This window comes from Frigoribacterium sp. CFBP 13729, assembly GCF_014841875.1.
Lineage (GTDB): Bacteria > Actinomycetota > Actinomycetes > Actinomycetales > Microbacteriaceae > Frigoribacterium.
The window spans coordinates 457,937-482,502 of sequence record NZ_JACYUR010000001.1; the positions used below are offsets into that span (position 1 = coordinate 457,937).

The window sequence follows — 24,566 nt, forward strand, 5'->3', positions numbered from 1 at the left end:
CTGCTGAGGTGTCCGACACCTCCTCGCCGCCGGTCCCGGCCGCGTTCGCCGCCGCGTCGGCCGCCGTCCGCGAGGCCCTCTCGCGCGACGACCTCGCCGTGTCCGAGATCCCTGCCCCCGGCGGCCTCGCCCCGCACGCGCTCGCCCTCGCCGGCGACGTGGTGGGCGCTTCCGGGCGGGCCGACGCCGAGCTCGGCACAGGGCGCTTCGTCCTGCTGTACGACGAGAGCGCGCCCGAGGCGTGGGGCGGCGTCTTCCGCGTCGTCTGCTTCGCGCAGGCCCCGCTCGAGACCGACCTGGCCCTCGACCCCTTCGTCGCGGACGTCGCGTGGTCCTGGCTGGTCGACTCGCTCGACGCAGGAGGCGCCTCCCGGCACTCCGCCTCGGGCACCGCCACGAAGGTGCTCTCGTCCGGCTACGGCGAGCTCGCCGCCCAGGGCGACGGGGCGCAGCTCGAGCTGCGCGCCTCGTGGACCCCCACCAGCACCGACCTCGCCCCCCACGTCGCGGCGTGGAGCGAGCTGATCTGCACCCTCGCGGGCCTGCCGCCGACCGTCGAGGGCGTCACGCTCCTCGCGTCGCGTCGCGTGGGCCGCGACTGACCCCCCGGAACGACGGAGACATGAGCGCCCCCACACCCGAGTCATCCCCGGTCGACGAGTCGTCGCCCTCCTCCCCCGCCGTCACGGTCGTCCCTGCGACGATCGTCCCGCGCGCCGCGACCGCCGACTCCGTGCACGGCGAGGTGCACGTCATCGCCGACCGCGAGGCCTACCTCGAGGCCGTGGAGGCGATCGCCGCGGGGCACGGACCGGTCTCGATCGACGCCGAGCGCGCCTCCGGCTACCGGTACTCGCAGCGCGCCTACCTGATCCAGGTGTTCCGCCGGGGCAGCGGCGTGTTCCTCTTCGACCCCCCGGCCATCGGCTCGTTCGACGAGCTGCAGGCCGTCATCGGGCACGAGGAGTGGGTGCTGCACGCCGCGAGCCAGGACCTCGCGTGCCTGCGCGAGGTCGGGCTCGACCCCGATCTCGTCTTCGACACCGAGCTCGGCGCCCGCCTCGCGGGCCTGCCCAAGGTCGGCCTCGGCGCCGTGGTCGAGCAGCTGCTCGGGGTCCACCTCGCCAAGGAGCACTCGGCCGCCGACTGGTCGACGCGGCCCCTGCCGCAGAGCTGGCTCGTCTACGCCGCCCTCGACGTCGAGCTCCTCGTCGACCTCCGCGACGCCATGGCCGAGCTGCTCGAGCGCGACGGCAAGCTCGACATCGCTCGCCAGGAGTTCGCGGCGACGGTGGCCCGGGAGGCCAAGCCGGCCAAGGCCGAGCCCTGGCGGCGCCTGACCGGCCTGCACACCGTCCGCGGCGCCCGCTCGCTCGCCGTCGCCCGCGAGCTCTGGCAGGCCCGGGACGACTACGCCCGCCAGGTCGACACGGCCGCCGGCCGCCTGGTCCCCGACCAGTCGCTCGTCGCCGCGACGAAGGCGCAGCCCGCCGACAAGCGCGCCCTCGCCGGCGTCAAGGAGTTCGTCGGTCGTGCCAGCCGCAGCGAGCTCGACCGCTGGTGGGCCGCGATCGAGCGCGGCATGGCGACCCGTGACCTGCCCTCCTCCCGCGGGCCGGCGGGCGACACCCTGCCGCCTCCCCGCAGCTGGGCCGACAAGAACCCGATGGCTGACGCGCGCCTCCGGCACGCACGCCCCGCGGTGGCCGAGATCGCCGAGGGACTCGACCTGCCCGTCGAGAACCTGCTCACGCCCGAGCTGCTGAGGCGCCTCTGCTGGGAGCCGCCGATCCCGTTCGACACCGAGACGCTGGCCGCGGCCCTCGTCGAGCTCGGCGCGCGCCCGTGGCAGGTCGACGCCGTCGCCGAGCGGCTGGCCGAGGCCTTTGTCGACGCCCACCAAGAGCCCGAGAGCGACCCCGCCGACGCTTCGTAGCAATCCGCCAAGGATTCTCCCGGCAGCAGGCCCCTCCCTAGGATCGGAGCAGTTCCGAGCACTGGAGGCACTGTGGCCGACACGACAGACGTGGTCTTCGTCGACGGGGTACGCACCCCGTTCGGCAGGGCCGGAGAAAAAGGCATGTACTGGGGAACGAGGGCCGACGACCTCGTCGTGAAGGCCATGAAGGGCCTGCTCGAGCGCAACCCGTCGCTCCCCCGCGACCGCGTCGACGACGTCGCGATCGCCGCCACGACGCAGCAGGGCGACCAGGGCCTGACCCTCGGCCGCACCACGGCCCTCCTGGCGGGGCTGCCCCGGTCGGTGCCCGGCTTCGCGATCGACCGGATGTGCGCCGGTGCCATGACGAGCGTCACGACCCTCGCCGGCGGCATCGCGTTCGGCGCCTACGACGTCGTCCTCGCGGGCGGCGTCGAGCACATGGGTCGGCACCCGATGGGCTTCGCGGCCGATCCCAACCCCCGGTTCCTCACCGAGAAGCTGGTCAGCGGCGACGCCCTGAACATGGGCTCGACCGCCGAGCGGATCCACGACCGGTTCCCGCAGCTCACCAAGGAGCGCTCCGACCGCTTCGCCCTGCGGTCGCAGCAGAAGCTCGCCGCCGCCTACGACGCGGGCCACATCCAGCCTGACCTCGTGCCGGTCGCGGTGCAGACGCCCGAGGGCTGGGGCCTGGCCACGCGCGACGAGGGGCCACGGCCCGAGACCACGATGGAGGGGCTGGCCGGGCTCCGCACGCCGTTCCGCCCCCACGGGCGGGTCACCGCCGGCAACTCCTCGGGGCTGAACGACGGTGCGACCGTCAGCCTGCTCGCCTCCCGCGGAGCCGCCGACGAGCTCGGCCTCGGCGTCAAGATGCGCCTCGTCAGCTTCGCCTACGCCGGGGTCGAGCCCGAGATCATGGGCATCGGCCCGGTGCCCTCGACCGAGAAGGCCCTGCGCAAGGCGGGGCTGACGATCGACGACATCGGCCTGTTCGAGCTGAACGAGGCGTTCGCCGTGCAGGTCCTCTCGCTGCTCGACCACTTCGGCGTCGACGACGACGACCCCCGGGTCAACCCCTGGGGAGGCGCCATCGCCGTGGGCCACCCGCTCGCGTCGTCGGGCGTCCGCCTGATGATCCAGCTGGCCCGCCAGTTCGAGCAGCACCCGGAGGTCCGCTACGGGCTCACGGCCATGTGCGTCGGCCTCGGCCAGGGCGGCAGCGTCATCTGGGAGAACCCCCACCACTCACGGAAGGCGGCTCGATCGTGAGCAGCGCAGTCGACCAGCTCACCGCCCTCAGCGCCGACGAGGTGGTGACGCACTCGTTCGTCCGCGACGTGCCGCTGCCCTCGGGCGGCGTCCTCGCCCTCGTCACGCTCGACAACGGCCGCGACCACAAGCGGCCGAGCACGCTGGGGCCCGCGACCCTCGTCGAGCTGTCCGAGACCCTCGACGGCCTCCGGGCCCGCGCCTCCCGCGGCGAGGTCCAGGCCATCGCGGTCACCGGCAAGCCGTACTTCCTGGCGGCCGGTGCGGACCTCAGCAAGGTCAGCCAGATCCCGAGCCGTGACGTCGCCCGCGAGCTGGCCCGTCTGGGCCACTCGACCCTCGGCAAGCTGCACGACGCCGGGGTCCCCACGTTCGTCTTCGTGAACGGCCTGGCCCTGGGAGGCGGTCTCGAGATAGCCCTGCACGCCGACTACCGCACGGTCGACTCGTCCGCCGCGGCCATCGCCCTGCCCGAGGTGTTCCTCGGCATCGTCCCCGCGTGGGGCGGCGCCTGGCTGCTGCCGAACCTGATCGGGATCGAGAACGCGCTGAAGGTCGTGCTCGAGAACCCGCTCAAGAACAACCGCACCCTCAAGGCCGCGCAGGCCCTCGAGCTCGGCATCGTCGACGTCGAGTTCGGCCCGGCCGCGTTCCTCGAGGACTCGATCCGCTGGGCCGACGGCGTCGTGGCGGGCCGCACGAAGGTCGCCCGGCCGAACGTGCCCGGCAAGATCGAGCGCGCGGTGAAGTGGGGCGCCGCGATCTCGATCGCCCGCAAGTCGCTCGAGTCGAAGATCGGCCGGGTGGCGCGGTCGCCCTGGGTCGCCCTCGACCTGCTCGAGGCAGCGCGGAACACCGACCGGGCGACGGGCTTCGTCGCGGAGGACGAGGCCCTCGCCGAGCTCGTGTCGGGCGACCAGTTCCACGCCAGCATGTACGCCTTCGACCTGGTGCAGAAGCGGGCGAAGAAGCCCGCGGGGGCTCCGTCGCCCGACGTCGCGCGGAAGGTCGGCAAGGTCGGCGTCGTGGGGGCCGGCCTGATGGCCAGCCAGTTCGCGCTGCTCTTCGTCCGGCGCCTGCAGGTCCCGGTGGTCATCACCGACATCGACCAGGCCCGCGTGGACGCCGGGGTGGAGCGCATCCGCGGCGAGATCCTGCAGCTCGCCGAGAAGGGCCGCATCTCGGGCGACGAGTCGAACCGGCTCACCGCGCTCGTGACCGGCACGACCGACCTCGCCGACTTCGCCGACGCGGACTGGGTCATCGAGGCCGTCTTCGAGGAACTCGGCGTCAAGCAGGAGGTCTTCGCGAACGTCGAGGCCGTCGTCTCCGAGACGACGGTGCTCGCCACGAACACCTCGTCGCTCAGCGTCGAGCAGATCGGCGCCCGCCTCGCGCACCCCGAGCGCCTCGTGGGCTTCCATTTCTTCAACCCGGTCGCGGTCATGCCGCTGATCGAGGTCGTGAAGGCACCGGCGACCGACGAGGCGACCCTCAGCACGGCCATGGTGACGGCTGCCGCACTGCGCAAGAACGCCGTGATCACCGCCGACACGCCCGGCTTCGTGGTCAACCGCATCCTGGCCAAGCTGCTCGGCGAGGCCATGCACGCCGTCGAGACGGGCACCCCCTTCGAGACGGTCGAGCGGGCCACCGCGCCGTTCGGCCTCCCGATGACTCCCTTCGAGCTGCTCGAGCTCGTCGGCCTCACCGTCGGGGCGCACGTGCTCGACACGCACCACGCGGCGTTCCCCGACCGCTTCTTCGCCAGCGACGGCCTGCACCGGCTCGCGGAGCACGGCCGCGTCTTCGAGCGCGACGCCAAGGGCCGGCGCAAGTGCTTCGACAAGAAGGCCGTCGCGCTCGTCGCCGGCGAGGGCACTCCCCTCACGGACGACGAGCTGCGGCGCCGCATCGAGGACGGCCTCGCCGACGAGGTGGGCCGGATGCTCGACGACGGAGTGGTCGCGGCAGCCGAGGACATCGACCTCTGCCTCGTCCTGGGCGCCGGCTGGCCGTTCCAGATGGGCGGCGTGACGCCCTACCTCGACCGCGTAGGAGCCTCCGAGCGGGTGCGGGGACGCACGTTCCACGACCCCCTCGTGGTCGGCCCGGAGCACGCGGTGCGCGTCCCGGCCTGAGCCGGACGTCCGGCGTCCGCCGAGGAGGCGCTCGTCCCGTCACGAGGCAGGGCCCCGACGACCTGGTCGTCGGGGCCCTGCCTCGTCGTGCACCGTGCGGTGCACGGGCGCCCTAGTCCTGTTGAGCGTCGACCCGACGCGACGAAGCGTCGTCGAGCGGGCGGGCCACGGGGATCTTGCTGCCGAGGACCTGGGCCACCACGTCCCGCGCGATGTGCTGGGGGGTGAGGCCCGCCTCCTCGAGGATCTCGGCGCGCGAGCCGTGCTGCAGGAACTCGTCGGGGAGCCCGAGCTCGGTGAGCGCCGTGTCGACGCCGGCCTCGCGCAGGTCCTGACGGACGCGGGTGCCGATGCCGCCGACGCGCACGCCGTCCTCGATGGTGACGACCAGCCGGTGCTCGGCGGCGAGCTCGATGACCGACCGCGGCACGGGGACGACCCAGCGCGGGTCGACGACGGTCGCCCCGATCCCCTGCGCCGCCAGGCGCTCGGCGACGTCCAGGCCGACGGTGGCCATCGGCCCCACGCAGACCAGCAGCACGTCGCGCCGCTCGTCGCTCGCGAGGACGTCGACGCCGTCCGGGAGGCGCGACTCGGCCTCGTGCTCGGTGCCGACGCTGCCCTTCGAGAAGCGCACCACCGTCGGCGCGTCGGTCACGGCGACGGCCTCCCGGAGCTCCTCGCGCAGGCGAGAGGCGTCGCGCGGGGCGGCGAGGCGGATGTGCGGGACGATCTGGAGGAGGGCCAGGTCCCACATGCCGTGGTGGCTGGGCCCGTCGGGGCCGGTGACGCCCGCCCGGTCGAGGACGAACGTCACGCCCGCCCGGTGCAGGCCGACGTCCATGAGCACCTGGTCGAAGGCGCGGTTGACGAACGTGGCGTAGAGCGCCACGACGGGGTGCAGGCCGCCGAAGGCCAGCCCGGCCGCGCTCGTCACGGCGTGCTGCTCGGCGATGCCGACGTCGAGGACGCGGCTCGGGAAGCGCTCGGCGAGCTTGTGCAGGCCGACGGGCCGGAGCATGGCGGCGGTGATGCCCACGACGGTCTCGTCGCGCTCGGCGATCGAGACGATCTCGTCCGCGAAGACGCTCGTCCACGAGGGGGCGTTGGTCGTCTCGAGCGGCTCGCCCGTCTCGGGGTCGATCTGGCCGACCGCGTGGAACTGGTCGGCGACGTCGGCACGAGCCGGGTCGTAGCCACGGCCCTTCTCCGTGATGGCGTGGACGATGACGGGGGCGCCGTAGTCCTTCGCCTGGGTGAGCGCCTCCTCCATCGCCTTCTGGTCGTGGCCGTCGACCGGGCCGAGGTACTTGATGTCGAGGTTCGAGTAGAGCGCCTCGTTGTTCGTGAACCGGCTGAGGAAGCCGTGCAGGCCACCCCGCACGCCGCGGTAGAGCGCACGGCCGGGGTGCCCGAGGTGGTCGAAGACGGCCTCGGAGCCGCGGTGCATGTCGCGGTAGGTGCTGCGGGTGCGGACGGTGTTGAGGAACCGCGCCATGCCGCCGATCGTCGGCGCGTACGAGCGGCCGTTGTCGTTGACCACGATGATCAGCCGGCGACCGTTGTCGTCGCTGATGTTGTTCAGGGCCTCCCACGTCATGCCGCCGGTGAGGGCGCCGTCGCCCACCACCGCGACGACGTGGCGGTCCGACTGACCCGTGAGCTGGAACGCCCGGGAGATCCCGTCGGCCCACGAGAGGCTGCTGGAGGCGTGGGAGCTCTCGACGATGTCGTGCTCGGACTCGGAGCGCTGCGGGTAGCCCGCCAGGCCGCCGCGCAGCCGAAGCCCGCTGAAGTCCTGCCGCCCGGTGACGAGCTTGTGCACGTACGACTGGTGGCCGGTGTCGAAGACGAAGGCGTCGTGCGGCGACTCGAAGACCCGGTGCAGGGCCAGCGTCAGCTCGACGACGCCGAGGTTCGGCCCCAGGTGCCCACCGGTCTTGGACACCTCGGTGACGAGGAAGCGGCGGATCTCGGCGGCCAGCGCGATCATCTGCTGGTCGGTGAGGTGATCGAGGTCGCGGGGACCCTTGATCGTCTCGAGGATGCTCATCGGGATTTCCTTTCCGGCAGCCCGGAGGCGGCGGTCCTCAGTTTAGGCGCGGACCGCCGGGAACGCCGGGAGGCCCCCGGCGCCGTGCGGACACGACGTCGAGGGCCTCGGGGTGCGGCTAGACCAGGCTGCGGAGCACGTACTGCAGGATGCCGCCGTTGCGGTAGTAGTCCGCCTCGCCCGGCGTGTCGATCCGGACGACGGCGTCGAACTCGATCGTGCGGGCGCCGTCGGCCGAGTGCTCGGTCGGCTCCGCGGTCACGTGCACGGTCTTGGGCGTCGTGCCCTCGTTCAGCTGCTCGAGCCCGTGGATGCTGAGGGACTCGGTGCCGTCGAGGCCCAGGGACTCCCAGGTCTCGCCCGCCGGGAACTGCAGCGGGACGACGCCCATGCCGATCAGGTTCGAGCGGTGGATGCGCTCGAAGCTCTCGGTGATGACCGCCTTGACGCCGAGGAGGCTCGTGCCCTTCGCCGCCCAGTCACGCGACGAGCCGGAGCCGTACTCCTTGCCGCCGAGGATGACGAGGGGCGTGCCCTGCTCCTGGTAGCGCGCGCTCGCGTCGTAGATGAACGACTGGGGCGCGTCGGCTTGCGTGAAGTCGCGCGTGTAGCCGCCCTCGACGCCGTCGAGCAGCTGGTTGCGCAGCCGGATGTTGGCGAAGGTGCCTCGGATCATGATCTCGTGGTTGCCGCGCCGCGACCCGTAGGAGTTGAAGTCCTTGCGGTCGACGCCGTGCTCGGCCAGGTAGTGGCCGGCGGGGCTGTCCGACTTGATCGACCCGGCGGGGCTGATGTGGTCGGTCGTGACCGAGTCGCCGAGCTTGGCGAGCACGCGCGCCCCGACGATGTCCGTCACCGGGGTCGTCTCGAGCGTCATGCCCTCGAAGTACGGGGGCTTCCGCACGTACGTGGACTCCGGGTCCCACTCGAAGGTCGCGCCCGTGGGCGTCGGAAGCGACCGCCAGCGCTCGTCGCCGTCGAAGACGCCGGCGTACTCGTGCGTGAACATGTCGGTGTCGATCGACGAGTCGATGGTCGACTGCACCTCGGCCGCGTCGGGCCAGATGTCGCGCAGGTAGACGTCGCTGCCGTCCGGCGACGTGCCGAGCGCGTCGGCCTCGAAGTCGAAGTTCATCGACCCGGCGAGCGCGTAGGCGATCACCAGCGGCGGGCTCGCCAGGTAGTTCATCTTGACGTCGGGGTTGATGCGGCCCTCGAAGTTGCGGTTGCCCGAGAGGACGGCCGTGACGGCGAGGTCGTTGTCCTGCACGGCCGTCGAGATCTCGTCCAGCAGCGGGCCCGAGTTGCCGATGCAGGTCGTGCAGCCGTAGCCGACGGTGTAGAAGCCCAGGTCCTCGAGGTAGCTGGTGAGACCGGCTTTCTCGTAGTAGTCGGTGACGACCTTGGAGCCGGGCGCCAGGGTCGTCTTGACCCACGGCTTGGCCTTCAGGCCCTTCTGGCTGGCGTTGCGGGCGAGGAGGCCAGCAGCGAGCATGACCGACGGGTTCGACGTGTTCGTGCACGACGTGATTGCCGCGATGGCGACGGCGCCGTGGTCGAGCGTGAAGGACGAGCCGTCGTCGAGGGCGACCTGCGTCGGCTTCGACACCGTGGAGGGGGCGTGCGACGTGTGCGAGTGCGCGTGGGACGACTCTTCGTCCTGGGCTGTGAAGCCGACGGGGTCCGAGGCCGGGAACGTGCCCTCGATCGCCTCGTCGACCATGGAGTGGTCCGTCGTCGCGTAGGCGTCGAGGTCCACCCCGAACTGGCTCTTGGCGTTCGTCAGCTCGATGCGGTCCTGGGGACGCTTCGGGCCTGCGATGGAGGGGACGACGGTCGCGAGGTCGAGCTCGAGGTACTCGCTGAAGACCGGCTCGACCGAGGGGTCGTGCCAGAGGCCCTGCAGCTTCGCGTACTTCTCGACGAGCTCGATCTGCTCGTCGCTGCGACCGGTGAGGCGGAGGTAGTCGAGGGTGACGTCGTCGATGGGGAAGATCGCGGCCGTCGACCCGAACTCCGGGCTCATGTTGCCGATCGTGGCACGGTTGGCCAGCGGGACCTCGGCGACGCCGTCGCCGTAGAACTCGACGAACTTGCCGACCACGCCGTGCGCACGCAGCTGCTGCGTGATGGTCAGCACCACGTCCGTCGCGGTGACGCCGGTCGGGATCGAGCCGCTGAGCTTGAAGCCCACCACCTTGGGGATGAGCATGGAGACGGGCTGGCCGAGCATGGCCGCCTCGGCCTCGATGCCGCCCACGCCCCAGCCGAGCACGCCGAGGCCGTTGACCATGGTCGTGTGCGAGTCGGTGCCGACCAGGGTGTCGGGGTAGGCCTGGAGGACCCCGCCGACCTCGCGGCTGTAGGTGACGCGCGCCAGGTACTCGATGTTGACCTGGTGCACGATGCCTGTCCCGGGCGGCACGACCTTGAAGTCGTCGAAGGCCGTCTGGCCCCAGCGGAGGAACTGGTACCGCTCGCCGTTGCGCTCGTACTCGATCTCGACGTTGCGCTCGAGGGCGTCGGCCGAGCCGAACAGGTCGGCGATGACCGAGTGGTCGATCACGAGCTCGGCCGGGGCGAGGGGGTTGATCTTGGTGGGGTCGCCGCCGAGGGCGGAGACCGCCTCGCGCATGGTCGCGAGGTCGACGATGCAGGGCACCCCCGTGAAGTCCTGCATGACGACGCGCGCCGGCGAGAACTGGATCTCGGTGTCGGGCTCGGCGGTCGGCTGCCACGAGCCGAGCGCGCGGATCTGGTCGCCCGTGACGTTCGCGCCGTCCTCGGTGCGGAGCAGGTTCTCGAGCAGGACCTTGAGGCTGAAGGGCAACTTCTGCGAGCCGTCCACCGCGTCGATGCGGTAGACCTCGTAGTCGGTGCCGCCGACCGTCAGGACGTCTTTCGAGCTGAAGCTGTTGATTGCAGACACGTGCCGTCTCCCTTGCTGGACTTCGCCCTCATCATGACCCGACGACGAGGGACCGCACCAGCGAGGTCAGCCTAAGTCGTCGACGGACTGCGGGCGCATGTCGTCGAACTGTCTTGATGTCGAGACAAACCTAGCACCGGAGGCGGTGGGCTAGCTGACGGTGCCCTGCGCGTCGACGACGTCGTCGCCGGAGGCGCGGCCGCGGTAGACGGTCCGGACGAGCAGCCACGTGACCCAGAGGAGGCCGGCGTACAGAGGCACGCCCATGAGGAGCTTGAGGGTCGCGAGCGCGGTGATCTGCCCGCTCAGCAGGAGCGGGAGCTGCACCGCGAGGCGAGCCGCGAACAGCCCTGCCCACAGCCAGGTCACCAGCACGAGGACGCGGCGCTTGGCGCGGTCCTGCCGCCACGCGCCTCCCTCGTTCGTCAGGAGGCCGACAATAACGCCGACGAGCGGCCAGCGGACCGCGATGCTGACGAGCATGGCGAGCAGCGAGATCGCGTTGATGACGACCCCCGGGACGAAGTTGCCCTCGGCCCTGCCGCTCAGCAGGGCGATGCCGGCCGAGAGCGCGATGCCGAGCACGCCGGCCAGCGCCTGCGCGACAGGACCGCGCTGGACGGCCCGCGCGACGACGAACAGCACGGCGAGGACGACCGGGATCAGGACGGACGGGAGCAGCTGGCCGGTGATCGTGAACACGACGACGAAGCCGAGTCCGGGCACGATCGACTCGACGAGGCCCCGCACGCCGCCGATCGCGGAGAGCAGCGCGGACGCGGTGGGGACCTCGCCGGGCGCCACCTGCCCGATGCCGGCCTTCTGCGCGGCGGCCCGCAGCTGGGCGGCCAGCGAGACGCGCGGATCGTCCAGCGGCGACTCGTCGCCGGGCAGGGGTCGTTCGTCGTCGGGCCGGGCCGTCGCCCCGTCGTGCTCCACGAGGGTCAGGCCTGGTCGGCGGCGCCCGCGGACGCGTCGACCGCGCTCGGCTTGGGCATGCTGAGCGGGATGAGCTCGCGAGGGGGCATCGGGGTGGTGCCCCGGACGACGACGATGCTGCGGAACAGCTCCTCGATCTTCGCGGCGGCCTCGTCGTCGACGGTGGCGTCGCCGGCGATCACGCCGCGGAGGAACCAGCGCGGGCCGTCGACGCCGATGAACCGCGCCAAGCGCGTGCTGCCGGGGTCGCCGCCCATGAGCGGGATCTCGGCACGGACCTCAGGGCCGAACGGGCCGTCGGCCTCGGTCGTCGTGCCGCCCTGCTTCTGGATCTGCTCGCTGATCTGCTCGCGGATCTCGTTCCAGAGGCCTGTCGTGCGGGGAGCCGCGAAGGGCTGCACCTGCAGCGTCGACTTCGCGAAGTCGAGGCCGACCGCGACGACGCGCTTGCTGCCCTCCTCGACCTCGAGTCGCAGGTGCAGGCCGTCGCGCGGGACGATCTTGACGCCGCCGAGGTCGACGTACGGGCGGACGGGATTGGCCTCGGTCTCGTCGAGCGGGCCCTCGTCGGCCCGGTCGGCGGGCGCGGACTTCGAGTCGTCGAAGACCTCGACCTCGGCGTCGTCCAGGGCCTCGATGTCGACCTCGACGTCGGCCAGGTCGGCCGTCTCGACCTCGATCTCGGCCAGCTGCTGCGCCTCGCGCTTCGACTTCCTCATGATGCGGTGCCTCCGGTGGTGTGTGCGTAGCCCGTCGAGCCGAAGCCGCCCGTGCCCCGGCTGCTCTCGGGCAGCTCGTCGACGGGGACGAAGACGGCCCGGACGACGGGCACGACGACGAGCTGGGCGATCTTGTCGCCCACCTCGATCTGGTGGTCCGACTCGAGGTCGGTGTTCAGGAGCGTGACCTTGATCTCGCCGCGGTAGCCCGCGTCGACCGTGCCCGGGCTGTTGACGACGGTGATGCCGTGCTTGGCCGCCAGCCCGCTGCGCGGGACGACGAAGGCCGCGTGGCCCTCGGGCAGCGCGATCGACACGCCGGTGCCGACCAGCGCCCGGTGGCCGGCCCGGAGGACGAGCGCCTCGGACGAGAGGAGGTCTGCCCCCGCGTCGCCGGGGTGCGCGTACCGCGGGGCCAGGTCGTCCGGGGACGAGGAGGCGCCGGCTCGGTCGGCCGTGAAGAGGACGTCGAGGGTCGGGGTCACGTGTCGAGGCTAGTGCAGAAGTCTGGTCGAATGGACCCATGAACCCGTACCGCGAACGGCTCACGCCGCCGGCCACCGTCTTCGTCGCGACCGCCCTGGTCATCCCTGCGACGCTGCTCGTCTTCCTGCCCATCGACCAGCTCGTCGGGGTGGTCGTGGCGGTCCTCTTCTACGCGGCCACGGTGCTCGCCCTCGTCTTCACCTCGCCGGTGCTCCGCATCGACGACGAGGGGTTCTCCGCCGGCCGCGCCCGTCTCTTTCCGCACGAGATCGGAGAGGTGCGGGGCTTCTCGGGTGCCGAGGCCACACAGCAGAGAGGGCCCAGGCTCGACGCGCGAGCCTGGACCCTCTTCCGTGGCTGGGTGAAGCCGGTGGTGAGGATCACCCTCACCGACGAGACGGATCCCGCACCCTACTGGTTGGTGTCGACGAGACGACCCGACGAGGTCGTCCGTCTCCTGGAGGCGCTCAGGCAGCGCACTCCCGGCAGATAGCGCCCAGCTTGGTCTCGTGGTCGAGCTGCGAACGGTGCTTCACGAGGAAGCACTCGACGCAGGTGAACTCGTCGACCTGCGGGGGCAGGACGACGACGTCGAGGTCGAGGTCGGAGAGATCCTGGCCGGCGAGCTCGAACGAGCCCGGGTTGTCCGCATCGTCGTCGATCACTCCGGTGGTCTTGTCGGGGGTGCGCTCCTTGAGCCCCTCGATCGACTCCGAGCCGTCGTCGTCGTTCTTGCGAGGTGCGTCGTAGTCGGTGGCCATGCCCATCCAGTTCTTCAATAGTTCGTGTACCGAAGTTCGTGTACCGAATTCGGCGGGCACAGTTTGCATCACTCGTTGTCGAATAGCAAACCCGCCGAAGGGGCCTCTCGGCCGCTCTGGAGGAACTCGCGGCACGCCCGTTCCATTCCCGGGAACACGCCCCTGACGTGGGACGCTTCTGGCCAGGACACGACGGTGGAAAGGCGTGCGAGATGCAGGATCTGAGGGTCATCGGGGTCGAGAGCGGAGCGCTCGTCGTCGCCGCCGACGGCGGTGCCGAGTACCGGCTCCCCGTCACCCCGTCGCTGAGGTCGCAGCTGCGCGCTGCGGCCCCCGACAGCACCCCGGTCGAGCGCAAGGCGCCGCCGCGCGAGATCCAGTCGCTCATCCGCTCGGGCCTCTCGCCCGAGCAGGCGGCGGAGCGCACGGGAGCGGATCTCGCCTACGTCCGGCGCTTCGAGGGCCCCGTCCTCGCCGAGCGCTCGCACGCGCTGCGCACCGCCCTCGGCGTCGCGGTCACCGTCGCCTCCGACGTGCAGCCCGACGGCGACTCGTCCTCCTTCGGGGGCGTCATCGAGTCGCGTCTCGACACTGCCGCCGCGACCGACCGTCACTGGACGAGCTACAAGGACGCCGAGCACGGCTGGCTCGTCTCCGTCTCGTACGTGACGCAGGAGGTGTCGCGAGACGCCACCTGGCGCTTCGACCCCAAGGCCCTCTCCCTCGTCCCGCACGCGGGCGACGCCCGCACCCTCTCGCAGCACTCGGCCGACGTCGGCCCCCTCGTCCCGCGTCTCCGGGCCGTCGGCCTCCGCCCCGCAGACGACGAGCCCGTGACGGGGCGCTTCGACAGCGGCGCGTTCCTCGTCGAGCCCGAGGACGGGCACCTGGACGACGCGGCCCCGGACGAGCACCGTGCGGACCGCCCCGCAGCGGTCGCGCGACAGGACGTCCGCTCCCCCGCCTCCCTCGCGGCCACGAACCGCGACCCCGACGCCGCCGCCGCCGACCCGCACGCCCAGACCGCCGACCTGCTCGAGGCCCTCCGTCGACGCCGAGGCGAACGCGAGGCGGCGCGCTTCTCGGACGACTCCTCGCGGGACGACCTCGCGACCAGCTCGATCCGGGTCATCGACGTGCCCCTCGACGACTTCGACCTGCCTGAGGGTAAGACGACGCCGCAGCCTCTCCTCCCTGGTGCCTCCTCGGCACAGGGAGACGGTGGGCAGCGCCCGCGCACCGTGGGGCAGGCCCGGGGCGGTCGACGCCCGATGCCCGGACCGGACGGCGTCGTGCCCGGTCAGGGTGGCCCGAAGAAGGCCCGCGGCCGCGCCTCCATGCCGAGCTGGGACGAGATCGTCTTCGGGGCCCGCTCGGACGACGACCCCGCCTGACGCCCGTCTGAGTCCTCGCGCGGACGACGTGAGCGCGGGTCAGCGGGCGAAGGCGCCGAACCGTCGCAGGGGCACCTGCGTCTCGTCACCGGACCACGAGCCGTGCTGGCCGATCATCGACCCGGCCTGCCCTCCGGAGTTCCTGCCGTCGTACCAGACGACGCCCTTCCGGGCAGCGACCAGGACGTCGCCGATGCGGGGCGCCACGACGGGATCGACGGGGCCGAACCACCCGGCCTGCACCGCCTCCTCGCGGCTGACGACCCAGGCGCGGTCCGACTCCGCCGCGCGCCAGGCCTCCAGGGTGGCGGCGCGGACCGCCTCCGACGCGTCCGGCTCGAAGTGCAGCTGCAGGCACCGGGGCTCGCCTGCCACGTGACGCACGCCGTCCACCAGCGCGGCGCGGTGCCCGAAGACGATGCGTCCCCTCTCTCCGACGTCGAGCACGCCGTGGTCGGCCGTCACGAGGAGTCCCTCGTCGGGCCCGAGGGAGGCGGCGAGCCGGCCCACCTCGCCGTCCACCTCCTCGAGGGCGGCCGTCCACTCGTCGCTCTGCCAGCCGAGGCGGTGGGCGATCATGTCGAGCTCGGGCACGTAGAGGTAGACGATCGTGGCCCCGGGGGCGGCGACGAGGTCGCGCGCGCGACGGAACCTGTCCGCGATCGACTCAGCCGTCTCGTAGGCCGCGCCGCGCAGGATCGCCTCCGTCAGCCCTGACCGGGCGTAGCGCGCAGGGCCGACGGCCGCGCTGCGGACGCCCCGGGCGGCGGCGTCCTCGAACACCGTGCCGCTGAGCTGCCACGTGTCGGGTCGCATGCCGGCGTCCCAGCCGGACAGCTGCTTCACGACGCGGTCGCGGTCGGCGTCCAGCACCGAGTAGCCGACCAGGCCGTGCTCGCCCGGCAGGCGGCCGGTGGTGAAGGTCGTGAGGGCGGAGGCGGTGGTCGTCGGGAAGCCGGAGAAGAGGCTGCCGGAGGCGCCCGCCAGGTGGCGAGCGTGGCCACGGCGGGCCCCGAGGGCGGCGGAGCCGAGCCCGTCGACGAGCAGGACGACGGCCGATCGGGCAGGCGGGAGCGGGAGGGCCCCGACGCCGCCGGTCAGCGCGGCGAGGACGGACGGGAGGACGTCGGCCAGGCTCACCGCGCCGGGGGGACGCGCCGGTACGATGGTCGTCATCGGCACCAGTCTGGCACAGCGGGTCCGCGAGCGGACCGCCCTCCCGCCGCTGCCGCCTCCTCGCGTCGACGACCGCCCGCCCAGGTGCCTCCCGCACCTCCTGTCCCAGAGAAGTGCATGACGACGACCGAGAACACGACCGGCCCGACCGACTCCGGAGAGCGCATCGAGGACATCGACGTCTCGCTCGAGATGCAGGGGTCGTTCCTCGAGTACGCCTACTCGGTCATCTACTCCCGGGCCCTGCCCGACGCCCGCGACGGCCTCAAGCCGGTGCAGCGACGCATCCTCTACCAGATGTCCGAGATGGGGCTCCGCCCCGACCGGGGCCACGTCAAGAGCGCGCGCGTCGTCGGCGAGGTGATGGGCAAGCTGCACCCCCACGGCGACACCGCGATCTACGACGCGATGGTGCGGCAGGCGCAGTCCTTCACGATGCGCGTCCCGCTGATCGACGGGCACGGCAACTTCGGCTCGCTCGACGACGGGCCGGCCGCGCCGCGGTACACCGAGGCCCGGCTCGCCGAGGCCTCGCTCGCGATGACGCGCAGCCTCGACGAGGACGTCGTCGACTTCGTGCCCAACTACGACAACCAGCTCATGCAGCCCGAGGTGCTCCCCGCGGCGTTCCCGAACCTGCTCGTGAACGGCGCGAGCGGCATCGCCGTCGGCATGGCGACGAACATGGCCCCGCACAACCTCGTCGAGGTCGTCGGCGCCGCCCGCCACCTGATCGACAACCCCGACGCGAGCCTCGACGACCTGATGGCCTTCGTGCCGGGCCCCGACCTGCCCACCGGCGGCACCATCTCCGGCCTCGCCGGGGTCCGCGACGCCTACGCGACCGGACGCGGGTCGTTCAAGACCCGCGCGCGCGTGCAGGTCGAGAGCATCACGGCGCGGAAGTCCGGCCTCGTCGTGACCGAGCTGCCTTACCTCGTCGGCCCCGAGAAGGTGATCGAGAAGATCAAGGACGGCGTCCAGGCGAAGAAGCTCACGGGGATCACCGACGTCACCGACCTGACGGACCGCACCCACGGCCTGCGCCTCGTCATCGGCATCAAGACGGGCTTCAGCCCGGAGGCCGTGCTCGAGCAGCTCTATCGCTACACCCCCCTCGAGGACGGCTTCAGCATCAACGCGGTCGCGCTCGTCGAGGGCCAGCCGCGGACCCTCGGCCTCAAGGAGATGCTCGAGGTCTACGTCGGCCACCGTGTCGAGGTCGTCACCCGTCGCACTCGGCACCGCCTCGGCAAGAAGGAGGCGCGCCTCCACCTGGTCGAGGGGCTCCTGATCGCCATCCTCGACATCGACGAGGTCATCCAGGTGATCCGCTCGAGCGACGACACGGCCGCCGCCCGCGCCCGCCTCCGCGAGGTCTTCGACCTGAGCGAGATCCAGGCCGAGTACATCCTCGACCTGCAGCTGCGGCGCCTCACCAAGTTCAGCCGCGTCGAGCTCGAGACCGAGCGTGACGAGCTGCGCGCCGCGATCGCCGAGCTGCAGGCGCTGCTCGGCGACCCGGCTCGGCTCCGTGCGCTCGTCTCGAGCGAGCTCGCCGACATCGCCGAGCAGTTCGGGACGCCGCGCCGCACCCTCCTCACCGAGGCCGCCCCGAGCATCGCGAAGCAGGGCCGCGGCAAGAACGCCCCGGTGCTCGAGATCGCCGACACGCCCACGCGGGTGTTCCTGTCCACGACGGGGCGCCTCCTGCGGGTCGACCACCAGGACCCGTCGGCGGCCACGCCCGCTCCCCCGTCGCGGCGGACTGCGCACGACGCCGTGCTGTCGTCGATCGACACGACGACCCGCGCCGAGATCGGTGCGGTGACGACGACCGGGCGGCTGCTGCGGTTCACGCCGGTCGACCTGCCGGCCGTGCCGCCCACCTCGGTGCAGCTCGGAGCAGGCGTCCCCGTGCGCGACTACCTCGGCCTCGCCGACAGGTCCGAGCGGGTGCTCGCGCTCGTCTCGCTGACGGCCGACCGCCCGATCGCCCTCGGCACCGCCCGGGGCGTCGTGAAGCGCGTGGTGACGGGACAGTACCCGCCCAAGCCCGAGTTCCCGGTGATCACGCTGAAGAAGGGCGACTCCGTCGTCGGGGCGGCCCAGGGCGCCGACGACGACGAGCTCGTCTTCGTGACGTCGAGCACGCAGCTGCTGCGGTTCCCGGCGTCGTCGGTGCGCCCCCAGGGGCCCGCCGGCGGCGGTGTCGCCGGAGTCTCCGTCGCCCCGGACGCCCGCGTCGTCTTCTTCGGCGCCGTCCCCGAGGGGCAGGAGGCGGTGGTCGCCACCATCTCGTCCGCCGCCGGCGCGCTCGAGGGCACCGACCCCGGCCGTGCCAAGGTCAGCGCGTTCGCCGAGTTCCCGGCCAAGGGCCGCGCCACCGGGGGCGTCCGGTCACATGCGCTGCTGAAGGGCGAGTCGGAGCTGTCGCTCGCCTGGGTGGGCCCTGCCCCTGCGCGAGCGGTGGCGGCCGACGGAGGCGTCCGGTCGCTCCCCGAGACGCTCGTGCGTCGCGACGCGTCCGGCACGCCCCTGGAGGCGGTCGTCGCCGCGGTGGGCGCGTCGCTGGCCCACGTCACCGACGCCGCGACGGGAGCGCCCGCGGGCACCGAGCCCGAGTGAGGACGGCCCGCCTGCCCGGCCAGCTGCCGGGTGGCCAGACACGCGGGGCGGCCTGACCGCGGGTCCGGCGGGCGGTCTGGCCGCACGGGCGGTCAGGCCGGACGGGCGGTCAGCGCAGGTCAGACGTCGATGCGCTCCCGGCTGAGCCCGGCGCCGTCGATGATGAACTCCTTGCGCGGCGCGACCTCGTTGCCCATGAGGAGCTCGAAGACCCTGGCCGCGGCCTCGGCGTCGTCGACCCGCACCCGGCGCAGCATGCGCCCCGAGCGATCCATCGTGGTCGTGGCGAGCTGCTCGGCGTCCATCTCGCCGAGGCCCTTGTAGCGCTGGATCGGGTCCTGGAACTTCTTGTTCGAGCGACGCAGCTTCGCGAGGAGCGTCTGCAGCTCTTTCTCGGAGTAGGTGTAGATCGTCTCGTTCGGCTTGCTTCCGGGGTTGATGACGACGACGCGGTGCAGGGGCGGCACGGCCGCGAAGACGCGACCCTGCTCGATCATCGGGCGCATGTACCGGAAGAAGAGCGTGAGGAGCAGGGTGCGGATGTGGGCCCCGTCGACGTCGGCGTCGCTCATGATGATGACCTTGCCGTAGCGAGCGGCGTCGATGTCGAACGACCGGCCCGACCCTGCTCCGAGCACCTGGATGATCGAGGCGCACTCGACGTTCGAGAGCATGTCGCTCACCGACGCCTTCTGCACGTTGAGGATCTTGCCCCGGATCGGCAGCAGCGCCTGGTACTCGCTGTTGCGGGCGAGCTTCGCCGTGCCCAGGGCCGAGTCCCCCTCGACGATGAAGAGCTCGCTGTTGCCGACGTCGTTCGACCGGCAGTCGACGAGCTTCGCCGGCAAGGACGAGTTCTCGAGGGCGTTCTTGCGCCGCTGCGTCTCCTTGTGGGCTCGCGCGGCGATGCGCGACTTCATCTCGGAGACGACCTTGTCGAGCACGAGGGCCGTCTGGGCCTTGTCCTCGCGGCGGGCGGACGCGAAGAGCTCGGCGAAGCGCGTCTGGACGACGTTCGCGACGATCGCCCGGACGGCGGGCGTCCCGAGGATCTCCTTCGTCTGGCCCTCGAACTGCGGCTCCGGGAGGCGGACGGTCAGCACGACGGTCAGGCCCGCCATCACGTCGTCCTTCTCGATCTTGTCCGTGCCGACCTTGAGCCGCCGCGCCGCGAGCTCGACCTGCTGGCGCATGAACTTGAGCAGCCCCGCCTCGAAGCCCGTCTGGTGCGAGCCGCCCTTCGGGGTCGCGATGATGTTCACGTAGCTGCGGAGGACCGTCTCGTAGCCGCCGCCCCACCGGAGGGCGATGTCGACCTCGCACTCGCGCTCGAGCTCGGTGGCGACCATCGCGCCGCCCTCGGTGAGGACGGGCACCGTCTCCGTGTACGTGCCCGTGCCGGTCATGCGCCAGGTGTCCGTGACCGGGGCGTCGGGGGCGAGGAACTCGACGAACTCGCTGATTCCCCCGTCGAAGCGGTAGGTGCTCTCGTGCGGGAAGCCCCCGTCGGTGAGCGACCCGGGCCGCTCGTCCCGGATGCGGAGCGTGAGCCCGGGGATGAGGAACGCGGTCTGACGGGCACGCCCCGACAGCTCGTCGGGCTGGAACGACGCACCACGGGTGAAGATCTGGCGGTCGGCCCAGTACCGGATGCGCGTGCCGGTCACGCCGCGCTTGACCTTGCCCACCTCGCGCAGCACGCTGCCCGAGACGAACGGCGTGAACGGCGCGTCCGGGGTGGGCGCGCCGTCGTCGGCGAACGTGCCGGGTTCGCCCCGGCGGAACGACATCGCCCACGTCTTGCCGCCACGGTCTACCTCGACGTCGAGCCGCTCGGACAGCGCGTTGACCACGGACGCCCCGACGCCGTGCAGGCCGCCCGACGAGGCGTAGGAGCCACCGCCGAACTTGCCGCCCGCGTGCAGCTTGGTGAAGACGACCTCGACGCCCGTCAGCCCCGTCTTCGGCTCGATGTCGACGGGGATCCCGCGGGCCGTGTCGCGCACCTCGACGCTGTCGTCCGCGTGCAGGACGACGTCGATGGCGTCGCCGTGCCCGCCGAGGGCCTCGTCGACCGAGTTGTCGATGATCTCCCACAGGCAGTGCATGAGGCCTCGCGAGTCGGTCGACCCGATGTACATGCCGGGACGCTTGCGGACGGCCTCCAGCCCCTCGAGGACCGAGAGGTGGCGAGCCGAGTAGTCCGACGTGGCGATGGTGTTCTCCTGACGCGAGGCAGAGCCGACCGGCGGGAATTCCGGAGGCGGGGATCTGGTTCCATCCTACGAGCGCCCACGGACAGTCCCGGGAGGCGCTCGCCCCCCTCCGTCACTACGCGATGAGCGAAATCGGCTCGGGTCGCACCCGATACCCGGGAGCGCGTGTTTTGATGAGGACTTCACATCCGCAGCACCACCGTCAGGAGGAGCATCACATGACTCAGATGGCCACCGACCACACCGCCGTCGACGAGCTCGGCTCCCGCTACCAGCTCTCCGCCGCCGACCGATGCGACAGCTGCGGGGCCCAGGCCTACGTCCGCGTGACCATGGCCAGCGGCGAGCTGCTGTTCTGCGCGCACCACGGTGCGAAGGTCAAGGACAAGCTCCAGCCCACCGCCGTCGAGTGGCTGGACGAGAGCTCCAAGCTCCACGAGCACTGAGCTCGACGACCACGAGGCCGTCCGGGGAGCAGCACTCCGGCGGCACGACGAAGGGCCCGCATCCTCACGGAAGCGGGCCCTTCGTATGTCCGGCGACGGACACCCGGTCACATCGCCTTGAACGACCGCTCGAGGTTCTCGCGGATGACGCGCTGCGACTGCTCGGCGTACTCGTCGAGCTTCGCGTGCGCCTCCCCTGCGTGGTACGAGATGCTGCGACGCGTCAGCGCCGCCCGGAGCACCCGGTCGCTCAGCGCCGGGTTGAGGGGCAGCAACGGTCCCTTCAGCTGCGTCCCGAAGGAGGCGCCGCGCACGACGCCCTCGGCGCCGTCGGTCCCGTTGCCCCCGCCGTGCACCACACGGCCGAACGCCTCGACGTCGGCGCCGAGCTCGAGGTGGGCGGCGTGGTCCTCGAAGCCGAAGAGGGTCAGCTCGTCCCCGCCGTAGGTCGTCGTGACCTGGAAGTAGTTCGTCCGGCGGGGTGCGCCGCGACGGACCGTGGCGTCGAAGAACCCGATGCCGGGGACGGTCTCGCCCTGCTCGGTGACCACGCCCTTCGTCAGCAGCTCCATGCCGCCGCCGACCCCGATCACGGGGACGCCCGACGCGGCGAAGCCCTCGAGGGCCGGGAGGAGGCGCTGGGCGTCGGCGCTCACCGAGCGGACCCCCGAGAGCGGGCCGTGCCCGAGGAGGACGACGTCGGCCACGGTGGGCACGTCGTCGCCGACCCGGTACTCGACGACCTCGGTCTCGAGGCCGGCGCGCCGCGCACGGGCCACCAGCGTCGTGACGTTGCCCCGGTCGCCGCTGACCCCGAGCTGCTCGGGGTAGAGGTGGACGAGGCGGAGGGTGTCGGCGCTCACGCGGTCTTCTCCAGGTCGGGGTGGCCGAGGATGCGACGGGCCAGCATCATCTGCTCGTAGTTGGTCACGAAGTGCTTCGTGTGGTCGCGGGGCGAGGGCAGCGCACGCATCAGCTTGATCGCCTTCGCGATGTCCTCCTCGATCACGTGCACGGGGATCCCCTCGTGCTCGAGGCGCAGGGCGAGCTGCCAGGCCTTGGCGCCTGCGAGGACGTCGACGTGGTCGAGGCGTGAGAAGTCGATGTCGTAGATCCACGAGATGTCGGGCGTGCCCTCGTCGATCGCGAGCATGACCTGCTCGGCGCCCTGCGGCAGCGCGTCGAGGTTCAGCTGCAGGCTGGCCGCGTTCTTGAACATGATGAACTCGGCCTCGTCGGCGCCGAGCGACATGCGCTCGCCCCGACCGTAGGCCGGCTTCATCGTGTCGAAGGCACGAGCCACCGCCTCCTGGTCGACGGGCTCGCCGAGCACGACCGACGCAGTCTGCAGAGCCGCCGCCGCGTCGACGGCGTAGTGCAGCCCGCGGGCGGGGAGCCGCACGTCGACGGTGGTCTCGCCGACCCGGATGCTCGCCCGGTCGCCGTCCATCGCGACGACCTCGGCCTCGACGGGACGGGTGGAGTCCGCCTCGCGGGAGAAGTCGTTCGCGTTCTGCAGCCCGTTGGGCGCGGCGGCGACGACGTCGGGGGCGGCGCCGAAGCGCGTGACCGTCTGGCCGGGCCTCGCCTCGTAGGGCGCCAGGTGCTGGTCGTCGCGGTTCGTCACGACGGCGCGCGTGGCCAGGGCCGCGGTGTCCGTCATCATCGTGCCGACGCGCTCGGTCTCGAAGAAGCGGTAGAGCTGGTCGACCTGCACGTTGAGCATGAGCACGGTCGACGGGTGCAGCGACCGGGTCAGCTCGACCGCGAAGGCCTCGTCGACCTCGATCACGCCGATGTCGTGCTTCACGCGGCCGAACGGCGTCACCTCGCGGAGGAACGCCGAGGCGATGCCCTGCGGGAGGTTGGCGCCGGTGGGGTTCGTGAAGACGCGGAGGCCGTGGGCCCGGAGCGTCTCGGTCAGCATCATGGTGGTCGTCGACTTGCCGTTCGAGCCGAGGACGAAGACGACGCCCTGCTCGAACTGCGACGAGACGTGGGTGAGGAAGTCGGGCGCCAGCGCGAGGACGGTGCGGCCCGGGTAGGCCGAGCCGCCGCCACGGAGGCGGGCGACCGCGCGGACGAGCCGGCCCGCCAGGACGGGCACGAGGTATCGCACGGGCCTACTCGAGGTAGTCGCGGAGCGACTGCGACCGGGACGGGTGGCGGAGCTTGGCCATCGTCTTGGACTCGATCTGGCGGATCCGCTCGCGGGTCACGCCGAACGTGTCGCCGATCTGGTCGAGCGTCTTCGGCATGCCGTCGCCGAGGCCGAAGCGCATGCGGATGACGCCGGCCTCGCGCTCGGACAGGCTGTCGAGGAGCGACTCGAGCTGCTTCTGGAGCATCGTGAAGCCCACGGCGTCGGCCGGGACGACCGCCTCCGTGTCCTCGATGAGGTCGCCGAACTCGCTGTCGCCGTCCTCGCCGAGGGGGGTGTGCAGCGAGATGGGCTCGCGGCCGTACTTCTGGACCTCGACGACCTTCTCGGGCGTCATGTCGAGCTCGCGGCTGAGCTCCTCCGGCGTGGGCTCGCGGCCCAGGTCCTGCAGCATCTGGCGCTGGACGCGGGCGAGCTTGTTGATGACCTCGACCATGTGCACGGGGATGCGGATGGTGCGGGCCTGGTCGGCCATGGCGCGCGTGATCGCCTGGCGGATCCACCAGGTGGCGTAGGTCGAGAACTTGAAGCCCTTGGTGTAGTCGAACTTCTCGACCGCACGGATGAGGCCCAGGTTGCCCTCCTGGATGAGGTCGAGGAACTGCATGCCCCGCCCCGTGTAGCGCTTGGCGAGGCTGACGACGAGTCGCAGGTTGGCCCCGAGGAGGTGGCTCTTGGCCCGCTGGCCGTCGCGGGACACCCAGCGGAGCTCGCGCTCGAGCTCCTTGCTGAGGCCCGTGCTGTGGGAGAGCTTGTCCTCGGCGAAGAGACCGGCCTCGATGCGCATCGCGAGCTCGACCTCTTCTGCGGCGTTCAGCAGGGCGACCTTGCCGATCTGCTTCAGGTAGTCCTTGACCGGGTCGGCGGTGGCGCCGGTGATCGTCGTCGAGTAGACGGGCATCTCGTCGTCGTCGTCCTGCGAGATGACGAGGGCCCCTGCGGGCAGCACCTCGGGGGTCGTGGGCTTGCCGCCCTCGCCGTCCGCGTCGGTGTCGGCCGCGTCGGCGTCGACGGGCTCGGCCTCGTCGTCGCCCTCGGGCTCGGCGGCCTTCGCCGCCTTCGCGGGGGCGGCCTTCTTCGCGGCGGGCGCCTTGGCAGCCGTCGCCTTCTTGGCAGGCGCCCGCTTGGCAGGGGCCTTCTTGGGCGCCGCGGGCGCCTCCTCGGTCGTCGCGGGCTCGGTCTCGAGCACCACGCCGTCGGTCACGGTCTCGTCGACGACCGTGGTCGCCTTGCTGCGAGTAGCCATGCGAACACCTTCCACTTCATCTGCACTCGGTCTTTCGGGCAGTACTAGGACCCATGT

19 protein-coding genes are annotated in these 24,566 nt (G+C 71.8%); 8 read left to right on the forward strand and 11 right to left on the reverse strand.

Translation table 11 applies throughout. The annotated features are described in order from the left end of the window. Positions 1–8 precede the first annotated feature (8 nt). From IFT77_RS02070 to IFT77_RS02085, 4 genes are all read left to right on the forward strand, one after another. Positions 9–602: a DUF3000 domain-containing protein gene (locus IFT77_RS02070; RefSeq protein WP_123545995.1), complete on the forward strand. Its 594-nt coding sequence runs from the start codon at positions 9–11 to the stop codon at positions 600–602. A gap of 20 nt (positions 603–622) precedes the next feature. After that, positions 623–1,936: an HRDC domain-containing protein gene (locus IFT77_RS02075; protein ID WP_192041750.1), complete on the forward strand. Its 1,314-nt coding sequence runs from the start codon at positions 623–625 to the stop codon at positions 1,934–1,936. A 72-nt stretch (positions 1,937–2,008) separates the two neighbouring features. Further along, positions 2,009–3,214: an acetyl-CoA C-acyltransferase gene (locus IFT77_RS02080; RefSeq protein WP_192169099.1), complete on the forward strand. Its 1,206-nt coding sequence runs from the start codon at positions 2,009–2,011 to the stop codon at positions 3,212–3,214. Beyond that, entirely contained in the window at positions 3,211–5,355 is a 2,145-nt protein-coding gene (locus IFT77_RS02085; RefSeq protein ID WP_192169100.1) for a 3-hydroxyacyl-CoA dehydrogenase NAD-binding domain-containing protein, read from the forward strand. The genes IFT77_RS02080 and IFT77_RS02085 overlap by 4 nt, the downstream gene beginning before the upstream one ends. Positions 5,356–5,467: 112 nt before the next feature. Here IFT77_RS02085 and dxs read toward each other — a convergent pair whose 3' ends face one another. From dxs to dut, 5 genes are all read right to left on the reverse strand, one after another. Next, the gene (dxs, locus tag IFT77_RS02090) at positions 5,468–7,408 is read right to left on the reverse strand and encodes a 1-deoxy-D-xylulose-5-phosphate synthase (RefSeq protein WP_192169101.1); all 1,941 of its coding nucleotides are present in this window, start codon (positions 7,406–7,408) and stop codon (positions 5,468–5,470) included. A 118-nt stretch (positions 7,409–7,526) separates the two neighbouring features. Beyond that, the gene (gene acnA, locus IFT77_RS02095; RefSeq protein ID WP_192169102.1) at positions 7,527–10,337 is read right to left on the reverse strand and encodes an aconitate hydratase AcnA; all 2,811 of its coding nucleotides are present in this window, start codon (positions 10,335–10,337) and stop codon (positions 7,527–7,529) included. 150 nt (positions 10,338–10,487) lie between these two features. Further along, a complete protein-coding gene (locus IFT77_RS02100; protein WP_192169103.1) occupies positions 10,488–11,276 on the reverse strand; it encodes a DUF3159 domain-containing protein in 789 nt (262 codons plus the stop codon). A gap of 5 nt (positions 11,277–11,281) precedes the next feature. Then, on the reverse strand, positions 11,282–11,995 hold the full coding sequence (locus tag IFT77_RS02105; protein WP_192169104.1) for a DUF3710 domain-containing protein: 714 nt from the start codon (positions 11,993–11,995) through the stop codon (positions 11,282–11,284). Next, entirely contained in the window at positions 11,992–12,480 is a 489-nt protein-coding gene (gene dut, locus IFT77_RS02110; RefSeq protein ID WP_371740884.1) for a dUTP diphosphatase, read from the reverse strand. The genes IFT77_RS02105 and dut overlap by 4 nt, the downstream gene beginning before the upstream one ends. Before the next feature lie 38 nt (positions 12,481–12,518). Between dut and IFT77_RS02115 the strand changes: the two genes are divergently transcribed. Further along, on the forward strand, positions 12,519–12,974 hold the full coding sequence (locus IFT77_RS02115; RefSeq protein ID WP_192041757.1) for a DUF3093 domain-containing protein: 456 nt from the start codon (positions 12,519–12,521) through the stop codon (positions 12,972–12,974). Here the strand turns inward: IFT77_RS02115 and IFT77_RS02120 are convergent. Continuing rightward, positions 12,949–13,242 carry a DUF4193 domain-containing protein gene (locus IFT77_RS02120; protein ID WP_123547235.1) on the reverse strand — a complete coding sequence of 98 codons (294 nt, stop codon included), beginning with the start codon at positions 13,240–13,242 and terminating at the stop codon, positions 12,949–12,951. The genes IFT77_RS02115 and IFT77_RS02120 overlap by 26 nt on opposite strands. Positions 13,243–13,454: 212 nt before the next feature. Between IFT77_RS02120 and sepH the strand changes: the two genes are divergently transcribed. Beyond that, the gene (sepH, locus tag IFT77_RS02125) at positions 13,455–14,636 is read left to right on the forward strand and encodes a septation protein SepH (RefSeq protein ID WP_192169105.1); all 1,182 of its coding nucleotides are present in this window, start codon (positions 13,455–13,457) and stop codon (positions 14,634–14,636) included. A 39-nt stretch (positions 14,637–14,675) separates the two neighbouring features. On the opposite strand, the gene IFT77_RS02130 is transcribed toward sepH, so the two are convergent. Continuing rightward, positions 14,676–15,812, reverse strand: a complete 1,137-nt coding sequence (locus IFT77_RS02130; protein ID WP_192169106.1) for an alkaline phosphatase family protein — start codon at positions 15,810–15,812, stop codon at positions 14,676–14,678. Between the two features lie 117 nt (positions 15,813–15,929). Here IFT77_RS02130 and IFT77_RS02135 point away from each other — a divergent pair, with 117 nt between their 5' ends. Beyond that, entirely contained in the window at positions 15,930–18,440 is a 2,511-nt protein-coding gene (locus tag IFT77_RS02135; RefSeq protein WP_192041761.1) for a DNA topoisomerase (ATP-hydrolyzing) subunit A, read from the forward strand. 119 nt (positions 18,441–18,559) lie between these two features. Here the strand turns inward: IFT77_RS02135 and IFT77_RS02140 are convergent, their stop codons facing one another. Beyond that, a complete protein-coding gene (locus tag IFT77_RS02140; protein WP_192042319.1) occupies positions 18,560–20,656 on the reverse strand; it encodes a toprim domain-containing protein in 2,097 nt (698 codons plus the stop codon). 218 nt (positions 20,657–20,874) lie between these two features. Between IFT77_RS02140 and IFT77_RS02145 the strand changes: the two genes are divergently transcribed. Then, complete coding sequence (locus tag IFT77_RS02145; RefSeq protein WP_123546019.1) at positions 20,875–21,102, forward strand: hypothetical protein; 228 nt, start codon at positions 20,875–20,877, stop codon at positions 21,100–21,102. Between the two features lie 107 nt (positions 21,103–21,209). On the opposite strand, the gene IFT77_RS02150 is transcribed toward IFT77_RS02145, so the two are convergent. From IFT77_RS02150 to IFT77_RS02160, 3 genes are read right to left on the reverse strand one after another with little or no spacing between them, the layout of a single operon-like run. Continuing rightward, a complete protein-coding gene (locus tag IFT77_RS02150; protein WP_192041762.1) occupies positions 21,210–21,965 on the reverse strand; it encodes a cobyric acid synthase in 756 nt (251 codons plus the stop codon). Next, positions 21,962–23,221 (reverse strand): MurT ligase domain-containing protein, encoded by a 1,260-nt coding sequence (locus IFT77_RS02155; RefSeq protein ID WP_192041763.1) that lies wholly within the window; start codon positions 23,219–23,221, stop codon positions 21,962–21,964. Before IFT77_RS02155 ends, IFT77_RS02150 begins: the two co-directional genes overlap by 4 nt. A 4-nt stretch (positions 23,222–23,225) precedes the next feature. Then, a complete protein-coding gene (locus tag IFT77_RS02160; protein WP_133737583.1) occupies positions 23,226–24,509 on the reverse strand; it encodes an RNA polymerase sigma factor in 1,284 nt (427 codons plus the stop codon). Positions 24,510–24,566 lie beyond the last annotated feature (57 nt).

Excerpts from the sequence above, each read along its gene's own strand:
- IFT77_RS02075 (WP_192041750.1), top strand. The coding sequence starts at position 623 with ATGAGCGCCCCCACACCCGAGTCATCCCCGGTCGACGAGTCGTCGCCC.
- dxs (WP_192169101.1), bottom strand. The coding sequence starts at position 7,408 with ATGAGCATCCTCGAGACGATCAAGGGTCCCCGCGACCTCGATCACCTC.
- IFT77_RS02105 (WP_192169104.1), bottom strand. The coding sequence starts at position 11,995 with ATGAGGAAGTCGAAGCGCGAGGCGCAGCAGCTGGCCGAGATCGAGGTC.
- IFT77_RS02115 (WP_192041757.1), top strand. The coding sequence starts at position 12,519 with ATGAACCCGTACCGCGAACGGCTCACGCCGCCGGCCACCGTCTTCGTC.
- IFT77_RS02120 (WP_123547235.1), bottom strand. The coding sequence starts at position 13,242 with ATGGCCACCGACTACGACGCACCTCGCAAGAACGACGACGACGGCTCG.
- sepH (WP_192169105.1), top strand. The coding sequence starts at position 13,455 with ATGCAGGATCTGAGGGTCATCGGGGTCGAGAGCGGAGCGCTCGTCGTC.
- IFT77_RS02130 (WP_192169106.1), bottom strand. The coding sequence starts at position 15,812 with ATGACGACCATCGTACCGGCGCGTCCCCCCGGCGCGGTGAGCCTGGCC.
- IFT77_RS02135 (WP_192041761.1), top strand. The coding sequence starts at position 15,930 with ATGACGACGACCGAGAACACGACCGGCCCGACCGACTCCGGAGAGCGC.
- IFT77_RS02145 (WP_123546019.1), top strand. The coding sequence starts at position 20,875 with ATGACTCAGATGGCCACCGACCACACCGCCGTCGACGAGCTCGGCTCC.
- IFT77_RS02160 (WP_133737583.1), bottom strand. The coding sequence starts at position 24,509 with ATGGCTACTCGCAGCAAGGCGACCACGGTCGTCGACGAGACCGTGACC.